General features: G+C 64.5%; 16 protein-coding genes. 2 read left to right on the top strand and 14 right to left on the bottom strand.

The genetic code is table 11. The annotated features are described in order from the left end of the window. Together ABEL04_RS14695 and ABEL04_RS14690 are read left to right on the top strand one after the other, a co-directional pair. Positions 1–783: ATP-binding protein (locus tag ABEL04_RS14695; protein WP_375803152.1), on the top strand; the 783-nt coding region annotated here is incomplete at its 5' end. Between the two features lie 93 nt (positions 784–876). Then, complete coding sequence (locus ABEL04_RS14690; protein WP_375803151.1) at positions 877–1,524, top strand: response regulator; 648 nt, start codon at positions 877–879, stop codon at positions 1,522–1,524. Positions 1,525–1,592: 68 nt separating this feature from the next. Here ABEL04_RS14690 and ABEL04_RS14685 read toward each other — a convergent pair whose 3' ends face one another. From ABEL04_RS14685 to ABEL04_RS14620, 14 genes are all read right to left on the bottom strand, one after another. Continuing rightward, positions 1,593–2,438, bottom strand: a complete 846-nt coding sequence (locus ABEL04_RS14685; protein WP_375803150.1) for a GvpL/GvpF family gas vesicle protein — start codon at positions 2,436–2,438, stop codon at positions 1,593–1,595. Then, a complete protein-coding gene (locus ABEL04_RS14680; protein WP_375803149.1) occupies positions 2,435–4,615 on the bottom strand; it encodes a CDC48 family AAA ATPase in 2,181 nt (726 codons plus the stop codon). The genes ABEL04_RS14685 and ABEL04_RS14680 overlap by 4 nt, the downstream gene beginning before the upstream one ends. Beyond that, a complete protein-coding gene (gvpH, locus tag ABEL04_RS14675) occupies positions 4,612–5,154 on the bottom strand; it encodes a gas vesicle protein GvpH (protein WP_375803148.1) in 543 nt (180 codons plus the stop codon). Before gvpH ends, ABEL04_RS14680 begins: the two co-directional genes overlap by 4 nt. A gap of 175 nt (positions 5,155–5,329) precedes the next feature. After that, positions 5,330–6,088, bottom strand: coding sequence for a GvpL/GvpF family gas vesicle protein (locus ABEL04_RS14670; protein ID WP_375803147.1), 759 nt, complete (start codon positions 6,086–6,088; stop codon positions 5,330–5,332). 126 nt (positions 6,089–6,214) lie between these two features. Next, positions 6,215–6,559, bottom strand: coding sequence for a hypothetical protein (locus tag ABEL04_RS14665; protein WP_375803146.1), 345 nt, complete (start codon positions 6,557–6,559; stop codon positions 6,215–6,217). A gap of 49 nt (positions 6,560–6,608) precedes the next feature. After that, positions 6,609–7,565: a gas vesicle protein GvpN gene (gvpN, locus tag ABEL04_RS14660; RefSeq protein WP_375803145.1), complete on the bottom strand. Its 957-nt coding sequence runs from the start codon at positions 7,563–7,565 to the stop codon at positions 6,609–6,611. A 215-nt stretch (positions 7,566–7,780) separates the two neighbouring features. Beyond that, positions 7,781–8,002 (bottom strand): gas vesicle structural protein GvpA, encoded by a 222-nt coding sequence (gvpA, locus tag ABEL04_RS14655; protein ID WP_375803144.1) that lies wholly within the window; start codon positions 8,000–8,002, stop codon positions 7,781–7,783. A 227-nt stretch (positions 8,003–8,229) separates the two neighbouring features. Then, complete coding sequence (gene gvpJ, locus ABEL04_RS14650) at positions 8,230–8,619, bottom strand: gas vesicle protein GvpJ (protein WP_375803143.1); 390 nt, start codon at positions 8,617–8,619, stop codon at positions 8,230–8,232. Positions 8,620–8,695: 76 nt separating this feature from the next. Further along, positions 8,696–9,061: a gas vesicle protein K gene (locus ABEL04_RS14645; protein ID WP_375803142.1), complete on the bottom strand. Its 366-nt coding sequence runs from the start codon at positions 9,059–9,061 to the stop codon at positions 8,696–8,698. Continuing rightward, positions 9,054–9,284: a gas vesicle protein gene (locus ABEL04_RS14640; RefSeq protein ID WP_375803141.1), complete on the bottom strand. Its 231-nt coding sequence runs from the start codon at positions 9,282–9,284 to the stop codon at positions 9,054–9,056. Before ABEL04_RS14640 ends, ABEL04_RS14645 begins: the two co-directional genes overlap by 8 nt. A 63-nt stretch (positions 9,285–9,347) precedes the next feature. Continuing rightward, positions 9,348–11,345, bottom strand: a complete 1,998-nt coding sequence (locus ABEL04_RS14635) for an ArsA family ATPase (RefSeq protein ID WP_375803140.1) — start codon at positions 11,343–11,345, stop codon at positions 9,348–9,350. Positions 11,346–11,429: 84 nt separating this feature from the next. Then, positions 11,430–11,699 (bottom strand): gas vesicle protein GvpG, encoded by a 270-nt coding sequence (locus tag ABEL04_RS14630; RefSeq protein WP_375803139.1) that lies wholly within the window; start codon positions 11,697–11,699, stop codon positions 11,430–11,432. A 4-nt stretch (positions 11,700–11,703) separates the two neighbouring features. Further along, positions 11,704–12,696: a hypothetical protein gene (locus ABEL04_RS14625; protein ID WP_375803138.1), complete on the bottom strand. Its 993-nt coding sequence runs from the start codon at positions 12,694–12,696 to the stop codon at positions 11,704–11,706. Between the two features lie 342 nt (positions 12,697–13,038). Next, positions 13,039–13,164 carry a hypothetical protein gene (locus ABEL04_RS14620; protein ID WP_375803137.1) on the bottom strand — a complete coding sequence of 42 codons (126 nt, stop codon included), beginning with the start codon at positions 13,162–13,164 and terminating at the stop codon, positions 13,039–13,041. Between the last annotated feature and the right edge of the window lie 302 nt (positions 13,165–13,466).

The following is a 13,466-nucleotide window of genomic DNA, read 5'->3' as shown; positions in this document are numbered from 1 at the left end:
AGCTGGAGTCTCGAACTTCCCTTTGAAAAGCCCTCCGGCGAACGGCTCTGGCTCTACAGCGCCGCGACGCCGGAGCGTGTGGGAGGCGAGCTGACCTTCAGTGGCGTCCTTCTCGACACCACCAAGCGACGCCAGCTCGAGCGCAAGGTCATTGCCATCAGTGATGAGGAGCAGCGCCGCATTGGGGAAAACCTGCACGACGTGCTTGCCTCGAAGCTAGCAGGAACGTCCATGGTAGCACGGTCCGCCGCTACCTCACTGGAGAAGGGAAACGACCTCTCCGCCGACCATCTCCACGAGGTGGCCGACCAGATCGAGGAGGCCAGTCGGCATGCGCGGTCGCTTTCCCAGTCGCTCACGCCGCTCGAAATTCAGAATGGAGGACTGACGGAGGGACTTCGGAATTTGGTCGACCGTCAGGAAAGCATCTCGGGAATTTCGTGCTCGTTCGAGACGGAGGGACATGCGGAGTTGAGCGAGGATGTGGCGGCGCATCTCTACCGAATGGGGGCCGAAGCCATGCACAATGCGCTCCGTCACGCGGACCCGAACCGCGTTGAGATCCGCTTGCAATTTGAGGAAGATCATCTTGTCTTAAGTGTGAAAGACGACGGAAAAGGAATCCTGAAAGAGACGGACTCCTCTGACGCTCATGGGCTTCAGCTCATGCAGTATCGCTCCGACCTGATCGGCGCTCACCTCGACATTGGGCCGCTGGAAGAGGGGGGGACCCTCGTACGATGCAGTCTACCGATGGACCAAGCCTCCCAGGCCTTTGTGTGACCGAGGGACGGTCTGGTATAAATTTTGCCCTCAACTACTCTTCGCCGGTCCCATGAGCACTGAGCATTTTGCAAGGCAAGTCCGACCCCTCCGATGAGTGAGCAAATCTTTGTCGTTGAGGATCACCCGGTAGTGCGGGAAGGATACACCTCCATGTTTGAGGAGGAAATGGGACTTACGGTCTGCGGCGAAACGGAGTCGGCGAAAGAGGCCCGGCGTCTCGTTCCGGACCTCGACCCCGACCTCTCAATTGTCGACCTTTCGCTCGAGGAGGGGAGCGGCCTGGAACTCATAAAGGACCTCCACGCCACGGCTTCGGAACGTCCCATCCTCGTCATCTCGATTCACGAGGAAACCTTGTACGCCGAGCGAGCCCTTCGGGCAGGGGCTCGCGGGTATCTCATGAAAAGCGAGGCCAGCTCGCGGGTCGTGGAGGCGGCTCGCCGTGTGCTGGACGGGGGGCTTTTTCTCAGTCCCTCGCTCAACAAGGACCTCCTCCTGCAATACGTACGAAATGAGCACTCGGTCTCTACGTCATCCCTCCATTCCCTGAGCGACCGGGAGCTTCAGATCTTTGAGCTCATGGGGGAGGGGCTCACGAGGCGCGAGATCGGCGACCAGTTGGCTCTGAGCCCAAAAACGATTGACTCCCATCGAAGCAGTCTCAAAAAGAAGCTCTCCATCGACACGAACGAAGAGCTTCGGCGACGGGCGGCCATCTGGGTTGAACTGGAGGCGTAGTTCCGGCGGCGCGTGCCCGGAGCGTCGCGAAAGGATCGTACATTTACAGCGAGCCCCCGAAGGTGAGGTCAAAGGCCGTCGCCCTCCGGCCCGCCGGACGGTTCGTCCGCGAGGTTCGGGCGGAAGTTGTACGGGGGCCACGGCCCTGTCAAGCGGAGTTTTAGGCCGGCCGGTTTGTGTCGCCCATTGGCCCGCCGGACGGCCTGGCGCAGGGCGTCGCAGCGATCCTGGTCCACGAGAAACGCCCAGTTGAACGCCATCGAGCGATCCGTGTCGTCCTTCACCGTGCGCTGCGGGTCGAGCGTGCGGATCTCGGAGGCCGTCTCCATCAGCGTGTCCTTTATCGTTTGCGTCACCTCACCGAGCCATTCGTCGACCGAGCGGCGGGCCTCTTTTTCTTTCTTGCGGCGTTTGAGGTAGGCCGTTCCGGTCTCCTCGTCCTCCGCCTCGGGGGCGCTGGTCTGCTCCACCAGGTGAGCAGTGGCCCGATCCCGGGCCAGGAGCCCCTTGACCGCCCACTCGTCGGCCGTCTCCACGCGCGTCAGGAATGCAGTCAACGTCTCGACGTGAGCGGTGACGGTCGTGCGGAGCCGCTCCAGCGACGAGTACAGCGTGCCGAACCGGGCCGGATATACCGGGCCTTCCTCCATCGCGCGCTCGACGACGTTCTCGTGGCGGGTTGCGCGCGGCCCCACCCATCCGAGCGACCGCATGTTCTCTTCCGCCTGCGGCCCGGTCCACGCGGCGCGGTCCACGGCGTCGACGACGGCGCTCAGTCCCTCCGCGACCGGAAGGCGCCGGACGGCCTGGCCGCTGAGCCCGTCGTGTTCAAACGATGCGGCCGACCGGCGGGTCAGGCAGAAGAGATACAGGGCCTGGTCCTCCGACAGGGCGGGCGGGGGAGAAGGGCTCATGAGTCGCGTCGCTTGCGTTGGTCCTGAACTTCGCGGACGGCGCCCGAGAGATGCTCCTGCGTGAGGACGACGGCGCTGCCGAGGGTCGACGAGTCCGTGTCGGGGTCGTCCTCGGCGTGACGGGCCACGGGCCGGATGGCGCCGAGGGCCGCTCGGCGGCAGACGGCAGCCAGTTCGGCCCCCGAAAAGCCCTCTGTCCGCTCCGCGATGGCCCCCACGTCGAGCGTGTCGGCCGTCGGCTTGTCCCGCAGGTGGACCTCCAGGATGGCGCGCCGGGCCTCCGCGTCCGGGACGTCCACCCGGATGAGGTCGTCGAAGCGGCCCGGCCGCAGGAGGGCGGGATCGATGCGGTCGAGGCGATTCGTGGCGGCCATCACCACCACGTCGCGCAGGTCTTCGATGCCGTCCATCTCGACGAGAAACTGGGCCAGCACCCGCTCCGAGACGCCTGCCCCCTCCGACTCGCCCCGCCGAGAGGGGGCAATCGCGTCGATCTCGTCGAAGAACACGATGCAGGGCGCCGCCTCGCGGGCTTTCCGGAAGATCTCGCGCACCTTCTGCTCCGATTCGCCGATGTACTTGGAGAGCAGTTCCGGGCCCTTCACGGAGATGAAGTTCGATTCCGTCTCCGTGGCCAGGGCCTGGGCGAGGAGGGTCTTGCCGCAGCCCGGCGGCCCGGCCAGAAGGAGGCCGCGGGGCGGGCGCACCTGGGCCTCGGCAAAGAGAGTTGCGTGGCGGAGGGGCCACTCGACGGCCTCCTGCAGGCGGGCTTTCGCGTCGCCCAGCCCACCAATGTCGGTCCACTGCACGTCCGGGACCTCAGTGAAGACCTCCCGCAGGGCCGAGGCCTGCACCTCGCGGAGGGCAGCGTCGAAGTCGTTCTTCCGAACCTCGACGCCGCGGAGCTTACTGTGCGGAAGGCGATCCTGCCCGAGACCAAAATCGGGAAGGGTCCGGCGCAGTGCCGCCATGGCGGCTTCGCGACAGAGCGCCTCCAGGTCGGCCCCGACGAAGCCGTGGGTCGTCTCCGCCAACTGATTCAGGTCCACGGTCTCGGCTAGGGGCATTCCGCGGCTGTGGACCGATAGAATCTCGCGCCGCCCCTGTCGGTCCGGGATGGGGATGTTGATTTCCCGGTCGAAGCGGCCCGCCCGTCGGAGCGCCGGGTCGACGGCGTCGGGCCGGTTGGTGGCGGCGATGACGATGACGCCCTCGCGGGGCTCCAGCCCGTCCATCAGGGTGAGCAGCGTGGCCACGATTCGCTTCTCCACGTCGCCCTCCACGTCCTCGCGGCGGGGGGCAAGCGAGTCGATCTCGTCGATGAAGACGATGCTCGGGGCCTGGCCGGCGGCCTCCTCAAAGACCTGGCGGAGCTGTGCTTCGCTCTCCCCGTACATCTTGCGAACGATCTCGGGGCCGCTGATCGACAGGAAGGAGGCGTCCGTTTCGGCGGCGACGGCCCGGGCGAGAAGCGTTTTTCCGCAGCCTGGCGGCCCGGCCAGTAGCACCCCCTTCGGGGCGTCAATCCCGAGTTGCTGAAAGACATCGGGGGCTCGGAGGGGCAGCTCGATCATCTCCCGCACCTGCTGGAGCTGAGCGTCGAGCCCGCCGATGTCCTCGTAGGTCAGTCGTCCCGACTCGGCAGCCCCGGCCTCGGCATCCTCGTCCTCGATGATCAATGAGGTATCGGGCGTGATGAGCACCGGCCCAGCGGGCCGGGTCTCACTCACGACGAAGTCGGCGGATTGATTGCCGAGGAGGGCCACCCGGATCCGATCGTCCGGCTGCACCGGTCGGCCGTCGATCCGGCGCCCGATGTAGTCGAGGTCCTGGTCGGACAGCGTGGCCTCCGAGGGCCGAAGCACCACGCGGCGGGCGGGCGGTGCCTCGATGGCACTTGCCGACACGGAGTCGTGCACGCCCGCGTCAGCATTCTCGCGCAGCACCCCGTCCATCTGGATGATGCCCTGGCCCCGCTCCTCGGGCTGCAGGGGAAGCACTTTCCCCACGGCCCGACCGCCGCCCTCAAGGGCAACGGTGTCCCCGATGTCCACGCCGAGCGCCTCGATGTCTTCCGGATCGATGCGGACCACTCCCCGCCCCGCGTCGTCCCGCGGGGCCTCCGTGACCGTCAGCCGGAGGTCCGATTCCAGATCCGACGTTTTGTTTGTGCTCACGCTGGACAGAGGATTTTGACAATTCCGTTGTTGGCCTGGACCTCGGTCGGGGACGCAACCTCCTGGGGCAGAAGCACCTCGGTCGCGTAGGTCCGATCCGGCGTCGAGGCCTCGAGGGCGAGCACGTCGCCGTCGATCTGAAGGTCGACCTGATCGCTCGTCACGCCCGGCATCTCGGCGATCACGAGCACGTGATCCCCTTCGTCGAACACGTCGACGTCCGGCTCGCGTCGCTCCTCAACCGGCACCTCCCGATCCGACGACTGATCGGTCGTGGAACGGGAGCGCTCGCTCTGAGGGGCATCGGCGGACGGCGACGACGTTCGGGGATGGCCCCTGCGCGCGGCCTCGCCCGTGCGGACATCCAGGTCGAACACACCCTGCAGGTCCGAGTCCTCCGACCCGAGCGAGGTGGTTTTCGACCAGCTCTGCCCCTCCTCGGCGAGGTCCCCGAGCGTCTCAAGGGCACTCTCCAGCTCGCGAAATAGGCGCCCGACGCCGGATTCGCCGTTTTCATCGTTGCGATTCGTATCGGCCATGTGCCTGTGCGTTTTTGGGAGAATTCGTCGGATGCCGTGATGCGTGAGGAGTGATACGTGGAGTGATGCGTGAAGAATAGTTTCTCTCCTTCATGTTTTACGCCTCACGGATATCGCTCCAATTGCATCAGCAAGGGGGGAAATTCCGCGCGGGGCAGACCAGATTGCCGGTGGGCTAGAATTCGATGTCGGCAAACGTGTACGGGGCCGTCGGGTCGGTGTACTTGAAGAGAAAATGGTCCTGGAACTCCTCGGCGGCGTCGTAGATGGCGTCCTCCAGATCCTCGACCCGGTCGCGCTCTACCAGACACGCCAGGCGCATGACATCGGTCTCTTCACGGCAGTCCTCGGCGTGAATCTGGTCGGCCACCTCAAGGAGGCGACCTTCCACGCGCTCCCGGTGGGCCGCGCGCTGTGCGTGTAAGATTTCCTCGAATGTTTCCCCCAAGTGTACCTTCTCCTGCCGTGTAGGTTCTCGGTCGCCTCCCTGAAAGTACTCGTCGCGGGTCTCCCGGAGCTCCTCGTGGTGCTCCACAAAGTGCTGGAAGAGATCGTCGACGTTCCAGGCCACGCGGAAGCTGACTTCCACCCGATTGCGGAGCTGGTCGATCTGTTGGGAAAGCCGGTCCCGATTGCGGACGAGGAACGAGCGTAGCTGGGAAGCCCCTTCGGCGATGACGCCAAACGACACAGGGAGGATGTCGATTCCCTGGTCAATGAGCTCGTCGATCGTGCCGTGGTGGGCCTTCAGGTGGCGCCGCCGTGGTCGCACGTCGTTTCGGCCCAAGTCGCTCACGGCAACCGCGAGCCCCTCCGTGTCGATAGGGTAGACGGGCTGGTCCTCAATCCCAGTGAGGTCGGTTTCGCCGATGGCACCCGCCTGTGTGATTGCGTAGAGGTACTTCTGCGACGACTCGTTCGATTGTGCGCTCATGAGCTGTTGGACCGTTTGGGCGAACGTTTCGCTCCCTGCGTCGGGGGAGGGAACCGGCGAGAATCAGCGGTGCGGGGGCGCGGCCCCGGCGAGCATGCTCAAGGAGCCGCGCCGTGCGGAGTCGACTCAGTACTCATACTCAAACGCTTCGTCGGTGCCGTCCTTTGGATTCGAATTGTCCGATTCGTTCTGCTCGATCTGTTCCTTCACGGCCTCGACCTTCTCGTCGATCTTCTGAATCCGTCGAGTGCTCCGGTTGACCTGATCCTGGAGGGCCGAGCGGATTCGGTCCTGACGGGTGCGGGCCATCTGGAGGTTGGCAAGCTCCACATACGCCTTGTGGCTGTCGGTCCGTTTTGCGGCCCGTAGGCTGGAGGGCGGCCGCGTGGACGGAGGGCGTGGACGCTTCGGGCGCGGCTGTGATCGGCTGGAGCGCTCGCGGGGGGCCTCGTCGCTAGGGTCGTCACTCATTGGATTGGAGGTCTGGTACAGGGGTCGGGTTGGGGGGAACGTGGTTTCCTTACTGAACAGGCTTAAATACCTCGTCGATAACGGTCTGGATGTACTCCTCCATGCTCCCCTCATCAGACGTCTCGCCTGCTGCTCGGCTCGGGCGTAGCACATCGGCACACACGTCGAGGAAGAACGCGGAGTTCGGATCGAATTCGTCCTCCCGGTCGGCAAACACGCGGCCCAGAAGGATGGCGGCCCGCACCGAAGGCCCGTGGTAGTCCTCGTTCCGTGCCCGTACGCCGCGGACGAGGTCGACGATCTTTGCCGCGGCGTCCTCGCCGACTCCCGAGCGGGTCTGCGTAATCTGAATCTCGGTCTGACGGTCCGGGTGATCGAGTTCGACCGTGACGAGCCGGTCGAAGAGAGCGCTCTGCGTGTCGTGCGTGCCGGCGTACTCCCGGGTGTTCGAGGTGAAAATGGCTCGGAAGTTGGGGTGGACCCGAATGTAGTCCTTCTCGCGCTTCCCGCGCGCCGGGAGACTCAGTATTCGCTCTTCCAGGATGCTCAGGAGCACGTTGTTCGTATCGGCCCGCGAGCGGGTAAATTCGTCGTAGATGAGCGTGTATCCCTCCCGGCAGGCCGTCGCTAGGCGTTTGTCCTGCCACACCTTCCGCACGTTCTCGCTTTTCTTCAGGACCGACGAGATGAAATTGTCGACCACCTGGGACTTTCGGTAGCCCACCTCTCCGCCCACCAGGTCGGACCGTTCGAACTCACTGTCGCCGTGGAGGAGAACGGCGGGCTGGTCGAGATGGGACGCGATGTGGAACGCCAGACTCGTTTTGCCGGTCCCCGTCACGCCGGTCAGATGCACGGGATATCGGGCGTCGAGGTAGGCTAGGGAGCGGTCCGTCACCTTCTCGACTGCGGGGGTCGTCACAAATTTGTCGCTTGGCTCAGGGACGAAGGTCCCGTTTCGACTTTTGCCGTCGATGGCGGTTGCGTTCGGCTCTGCGTGCTCCATGTTTTGCGGTATGCAGTGTGTGGGGAATGTAGACGCCGAGGGGAGATCGGGGACTACCGGACAACTTCCCATACTCCTGGACGTATGCCCAAATGAGGGAAAGCAGGAGGGGAGGCCCGGGGCACGATGGACATCGTACTCGATCGGGCTTCCCATTCCTGCTTTTCCGCGTCGGAATCCTGCGGGGATTCCGTACGCGCCTCATTCACCTCTACTTAGGAGGCCGGAGCCGCTGCCGTCGCCGTCAGGCCGATGCCTTCAGCGTATTTCAGGTACGTCTCGACGGACGCCACGACAACGCGGGCCTCCACGGATACGAGTTCGATGCCAACCAGTGACACTCGGGCGAAGGCGTCGATCACGATTCCCTTATCGAGAATCCGGTCAACGACTTCAGCCAGGCCACTGGCATCGCCTGTCTTCTGAACTTCAGCCATGGGACTGAGGGTGCTTTGTTGAGAAGTAAGTGAGGGGTGCTCGGTCTTCGTCTTCAAGGGCGCAATTTAGAGTCCCCCTCGACAAAAGTAATAGGCAGATTGAGGATGGGGGGTGAGAACATTGCGCAATGGGGGATGAGCCGGACGGTCGGTCCGCTTCCATCGGCGACATCGTCTCAGGGGGCAACCGTCTTCGTCGAGACACGGTTGCCGCTCGCGTGCCGCCGTCAGGCGCCGTCGTCCTCGCTGGCACCGTTCTCCTCCGCCTTCGCCTCCGCCAATTGATTCATGGTGGCCTCCAGACGGTCCAGCCGGTCGTTCAGCTCATCGAATTGCGCCTGCGTCTTCTCTTGCTCCTGCCCATCTTCGTCGTCCTGTGTAGAACTGGAGTCTTCCGACTGGAGGTACCGGGCCGACTTCCACCAGTCCATGCCCATCTGATCGGCCTTGTCGACCGAACAGATTACCAGACGGATCTGGACGGTCAGCAGCTCCACGTCATTGAGGTTTACCTTGATGTCGCCCGCCACCACGATGCCTGTTTCGAGCACCCGCTCCAGAAGATCGGCGAGGGTGGTGCTTCGCGGCCCGCGCATGTTCTGCATTTGCTTAGCCATGGGAAAAGATCGGTTGGATGGGAGTGCATTGGAGTGTAGTGAGGCCGGGCCCGCGCAGTGGAGCCGCCGAGAACTCCTAGCTGGCGTCGTGGTGCTCGATCGCGCCGAGGTCGAGGTCCAGGTCGTCGAGCTCCAGGCCGAACACGTCGCAGATGTGCTCAATCTCTTCGAGCTGCTTCTTGAGGGTCTGTCCAATTCGCTCGGTCTCTTCGGCTGTCAGGGTGTCGTTTTCCATCCGCGCGACGGCCCGTTTCTCCAGAAGATCGTGCACCAGCTTAATCAGCGTCAGCACCAGCTGCGCCAGTCCTTTCGAGGCATTGTCCTCGTCGACGTCAATGTGCCGCAGTGGGTTCTGGGGCGTCCCCCCGCGAGCCTTCGCCTCCAGCCGGCCGTCGCCGGCGGAGACGTTCGCGTCGGGTCGGAGACGATCGTTGTCACTCATCGGAATTGAGGTCTGTTTTGAGGATGGATCGTTGCCGAAGGGCGCCGTGATCGAAGGCCGTATCGACCGCGCTCAGAAGCAGGCGCACGTCGAGGTACAGGAGGTCCACGTCGGCCACCGAAATCACGACGTCTCCCCGGAGAACGGCCCCCGTGTCGAGGACCCGGTCGAGCGTTTCGGCGAGCGTGACGTCGGTACTTTGTCCGGGGAGGCGTTCAGGCATTGGAGGCTTGGGAATGATGCGTCCGAGCAATCAAACGGGCGAAGGGCTTCCTGCGAGCAGCGGCTACGCGTAGAGCGCACGGCCCAGTCTGCGGAGCGGATCGATTCCCTGTGGGGGGCGCCGGCGCTCCACGATGGTGATTAAGAAGTCCTCGAAGGCAGCTTTGAAGCGCTGAACGGGGGCTCGATCCGGGCCTCCGTGCTCTGTCCGGCGTCCCTCATCGGAAAACACCGCCGATTCGGGGTCGACCTTGTTGAGGAACAGCGCGGGCATTGACAGCCCGGCCTCCGTGCAGCGGGTGGCCAGGCGCCGCGTTTCTGCCAGCACCATGTCGCCGGGGGTCGCCACGCCGTACACCTTGCCGTCTCGCTCCGACTCGCGGTCTCCGTTTTCCGGCTCCGGCCCCCCGAGGATTCGGCGCAGCCGCTTCACCTGCTTGGAGAGGCGAACGAGCCGATCTTTGAGGGCTGGAGCCCGAACGACGCGACGATACTTCCGGAGCAGCCGGAAGAAGGCCTGGATCCAGGCCTCGAACACGTCAGGCATTTCGATGAACCGGAAAAAGTGTCCGGTGGGGGCCGTGTCCAGTACGATCCGGTCGTAGCGGCCATCGGTGAGTTGCTCCAACGTCGCCGAGAGGCCTACGATCTCGTCGACGCCCGGCGGGACGAGGTCCATCAGGTGCTCCGTCACCGTCCGGGCGTGGGGAAGGTCGAAGCTGGTACTTCCGGTCTGGCTGAAGAACTGCTGTACCTCCTCCACGTAGTCGTCTCGCAGCTGCTCGAGCTTAGTCGCGGCCTCGATGTGGAGGGCATCGAGGCAGTCGGTGACCGGGGTCGGATCCGGTTGAACCTCGGTGCCCAGCACGTCCGACAGCGAATGGGCCGGATCGGTGGACATCAGCAGCACCCGGGCGTCCCCGTCGCGGGCCGACTCGCCGCTGTGTTGGGCGTCTTCGGCCAGGCGAAGCGCCGTCGCGCAGGCGAGGGTTGTCTTCCCGACCCCGCCTTTCCCCGCAAAGAGCCAGAGCATGTGGTCGGGGAGGGCAATTTCGTTCTTCACCCGCGGCGCCGAGCCCGCTGCGTCGGGGGGCTCTTCCGACGACTGTCGGGATCTGCGCTCCTCAATCTGGTCCCACTCCTCCTCATCGAGGGGTGTGGCCCGGGACCAGAGATCCGGCAGGGACGAAGAGGGAGCGACCGTCCCCAGATCCGGAAGGGCCCAGCACCGATGGTCCGACAGCCACTCGTGGTGGGGCCGGAGATCGAGTGCCTGAGGCCCTGAGGGGCCCGGCTCTTCGGGCCACCGGTTCAGGGCGAGGCTCTGAACAGGGATTTCCAGTTCCTGGAGATCGTCGACGAGCCGGCGGGTCTCGCGGAGCACGACGTCCTCGGGGCGGGACACCACCACGAAGCTGGTTCGCCCGTCGTCCCGGAGAAGACGCAGCACGCTCCGGGCCTGTGCTTGCAGGTCCTCTACGAACGTGTCCAGCGGGTCCGAGCCGGCCTCCCCGGCGAAGCGAGCCCGCATGTACCGGTGCTTTTCGAGCAGAACGTCCAGAAATTCCACCCACATCTCGAACCGCTCCGGCATTTCGAGGAGGCGGAGCGTGTGGCCGGTCGGCGCCGTGTCGACCACCACCGTCGCGTAGGTCTCCTCATCGGCGAGGCTGGCGAGACGAAGCACGGCCATCGTTTCGTCCAGCCCGGGAAGGGCCAGATCGAGGAGCTCCTGGATGTCGGCGTCGTCAAAAAACGTGCCCCGGGCGACGATCTCGTGGAGCGTGCCCCGGTGCTGCTCGCGAAACTGCCGGAGCGCGGCGGAGGCATCGAACTCCTCCACCTCCAGGGAGGCAGGCCGTTCGGCGTCCTGGAGACAGTCCCCGAGCGAATGGGCCGGATCGGTCGAGAGCAAGAGCACCTTTTTCTCTTCGCCCGACGTTTGTCGGGACAACCGGAGGGCCGCGGCCGCCGCACAGGTCGTCTTCCCGACGCCTCCCTTGCCCCCAAAGAGGAGCAAAAACGGGGGCGACCTGAGGAACGGGGGCGAAGGAGAAGACATGGGGAATGGACGGGACCCCGTGGCCGGTCACGGAGTCTTGTGGAAAACGGTAACGCTGAGAGAACTCGCATCGGAGCACTCTCATCACTGCTGATCCTCGCGGCCCTCCCCGCCCTCCAGTTCCTGCTCCAGTTGTTCCAGCTCGTCGAGCCGATTGAGAATCTCCTCCTCGCGGGCCTCAAACTCTTCTTCGGAGAGGTCGCCGGTCTCCAGCTCCATGTACAGGTCGTTCAACTCGTCCCGGAGCATCCGCTTCTCGTTCTCGACCTCCTCCTGGGCCGCATCGTAGATTGAGGAGGCGATGAAGTGGACCCCCCGGATCGGCGCGAGGAGGATGTCGTCGAGTAAAAACATGGTCCTACACGCGGTCCTGGGCCTGCTCGATCCACGACTCGACGTCCGCAAACGCAGGGAGGTCCTCGATCATATCCCGGACGTCCTCCTCCGTGCTGTCTGCCAGGTCTTCAAACGTCGTGAGTCCGGCGTCTTTAATTTGAGAAGCCGTCTTGTCCCCAACACCCTGAAGCTCCGAAAAGTCGGCCTCAGTGTCCTCTTCGGCCTCCCCAGATTCTTCCTGAGTCTCCGCAGCGTCCTCCTCGGATTCGGCCGGAGCGACAGGCTCCGACCCCGTCCATGCGCGGTGGGCCGTCTCGACCTCGACGCGAACCTCGCGCTGGGCCTCGCGGGCCGCCGACAGCACCTCCTGGGCGGCCGACTGAACCTCGTCGACGAGTCCCTGACGCGTTTCTCGGCTCTGCCGGAGGGTCTCCCGAGCGGTGGACCGAATTTCATCCACGAACGCACGACGTTTCTCCTGGGCCTGCCGCCGGGCGTCGTCGCGCTGCCCCCGCAGGTTCTCCACCAGGTCCTGAACGTCTTCTCGGATGCCCCCTACGGCACTCCGGACCTCGGCCGCCGTGACGGACCGGTCGTTCCGGCTTTGCTCGGCCATCTCGGCAAACTCGTCGTGGAAGCGCTCGATCTGTGCGCCTACAGCCTCAGCGATGCCTTTCACCTCGCCCTGCAGACGGTGCAAGTCGTCCTGGCGCTGGGCGCGATCGTTCGCCGCCGCTTCGGCACGATCGTCCTGAAACCTCGCAAGTTTCGCCTTCAGGGTGTCGGCAATGTCGTGCACCTCGTCCCGAAGCTGCTCCAGTCGGTCGGATCGCCGGTTTTGATCCGCCTCCGACGTCTCGGCCCGGTCCTCGCGAAAGTCCTCAAGCATGTTGGCCAACCTGTCTCCCAGGTCGCTTACCTCTTCGCTCAGGCCGCGAAGCGCCTCGGCCCGATGGGCCCGTGTCTCCTCAATCTCATTCTTTAGGTCTCGAATTTGCTCGGATAGGGAGGTCATGGTTGAGTGCTATCGGTTGTATTGCAATTCTTGCGTTGGAAGGAATGGGCGTCGCACGCTCCCTCCTGCCCCTTGCGTTAGCGTTTGAAAAGAAAGGTAATGGGTGCATCAGGGAGAAGGATAAGCACATTGAGGAAGAGCGGGTAGGAACACTGCGGAATCGGGGTCAAACCAGAGGGGAGCTCCCGGTGGGTTTAGACTTTCCCCCCGAACAACCGCGGCTAATTGAGCGGACGCGCCACGACCCCCGTCTTCTTAAGCTGCGTGACGGTTCCCGACCTCGGCCCGCCCGCCTCCACGAGTGCCACGTGCGGCCTAGCGCGGACGCGCTCGCCGGCGTCGTTACGCCCGTTCCACACGGTCTCCCCGCTGCACGGTCTCCCCGCTGCGCCCCGTCAGGCGCGCCTCCTCGCTCCAGACTTCGTGCCCCTGGGCGTCGTAGATACGAACCCGTACGGGATTGTGCACATCGTCGAACGTGTGGCAGATGCGCGTAGCCCCGTCCTGCTCAATCGAAAAGGGATTGGGGCGGATGCGGAGGCCGGCCGACGCGGGCGCCTCGTCGGAGGGCGGGAGGGAGACCGCGTTGGGCGCGCCGGGCGTTCCGCCGCTGGAGGCCGTGTAGGAGCGCTGCGAACGCTTCGAGCAATGGCTGGAAGCTACAGATAAAGCCCAGAGTGCGAGGCAGAAGGTCCGCCTTGGTAAAGAGCGACTCCGGTCCGAGGACGGCTACAGGCACAGAAAACCCCGCCTGAGAGCAGTTCTCAGGC

Origin of the sequence: Salinibacter sp. (genome assembly GCF_042218895.1) — a bacterium.
In the GTDB taxonomy this organism is placed as follows: domain Bacteria; phylum Bacteroidota; class Rhodothermia; order Rhodothermales; family Salinibacteraceae; genus Salinibacter.
This window is presented reverse-complemented; position numbering and strand designations above follow the sequence as displayed.

Coding starts and splice junctions, on each gene's coding strand:
- ABEL04_RS14690 (WP_375803151.1), top strand. CDS start 877: ATGAGTGAGCAAATCTTTGTCGTTGAGGATCACCCGGTAGTGCGGGAA.
- ABEL04_RS14685 (WP_375803150.1), bottom strand. CDS start 2,438: ATGAGCCCTTCTCCCCCGCCCGCCCTGTCGGAGGACCAGGCCCTGTAT.
- gvpH (WP_375803148.1), bottom strand. CDS start 5,154: ATGGCCGATACGAATCGCAACGATGAAAACGGCGAATCCGGCGTCGGG.
- ABEL04_RS14670 (WP_375803147.1), bottom strand. CDS start 6,088: ATGAGCGCACAATCGAACGAGTCGTCGCAGAAGTACCTCTACGCAATC.
- ABEL04_RS14665 (WP_375803146.1), bottom strand. CDS start 6,559: ATGAGTGACGACCCTAGCGACGAGGCCCCCCGCGAGCGCTCCAGCCGA.
- gvpN (WP_375803145.1), bottom strand. CDS start 7,565: ATGGAGCACGCAGAGCCGAACGCAACCGCCATCGACGGCAAAAGTCGA.
- gvpA (WP_375803144.1), bottom strand. CDS start 8,002: ATGGCTGAAGTTCAGAAGACAGGCGATGCCAGTGGCCTGGCTGAAGTC.
- gvpJ (WP_375803143.1), bottom strand. CDS start 8,619: ATGGCTAAGCAAATGCAGAACATGCGCGGGCCGCGAAGCACCACCCTC.
- ABEL04_RS14645 (WP_375803142.1), bottom strand. CDS start 9,061: ATGAGTGACAACGATCGTCTCCGACCCGACGCGAACGTCTCCGCCGGC.
- ABEL04_RS14640 (WP_375803141.1), bottom strand. CDS start 9,284: ATGCCTGAACGCCTCCCCGGACAAAGTACCGACGTCACGCTCGCCGAA.
- ABEL04_RS14635 (WP_375803140.1), bottom strand. CDS start 11,345: ATGTCTTCTCCTTCGCCCCCGTTCCTCAGGTCGCCCCCGTTTTTGCTC.
- ABEL04_RS14630 (WP_375803139.1), bottom strand. CDS start 11,699: ATGTTTTTACTCGACGACATCCTCCTCGCGCCGATCCGGGGGGTCCAC.
- ABEL04_RS14625 (WP_375803138.1), bottom strand. CDS start 12,696: ATGACCTCCCTATCCGAGCAAATTCGAGACCTAAAGAATGAGATTGAG.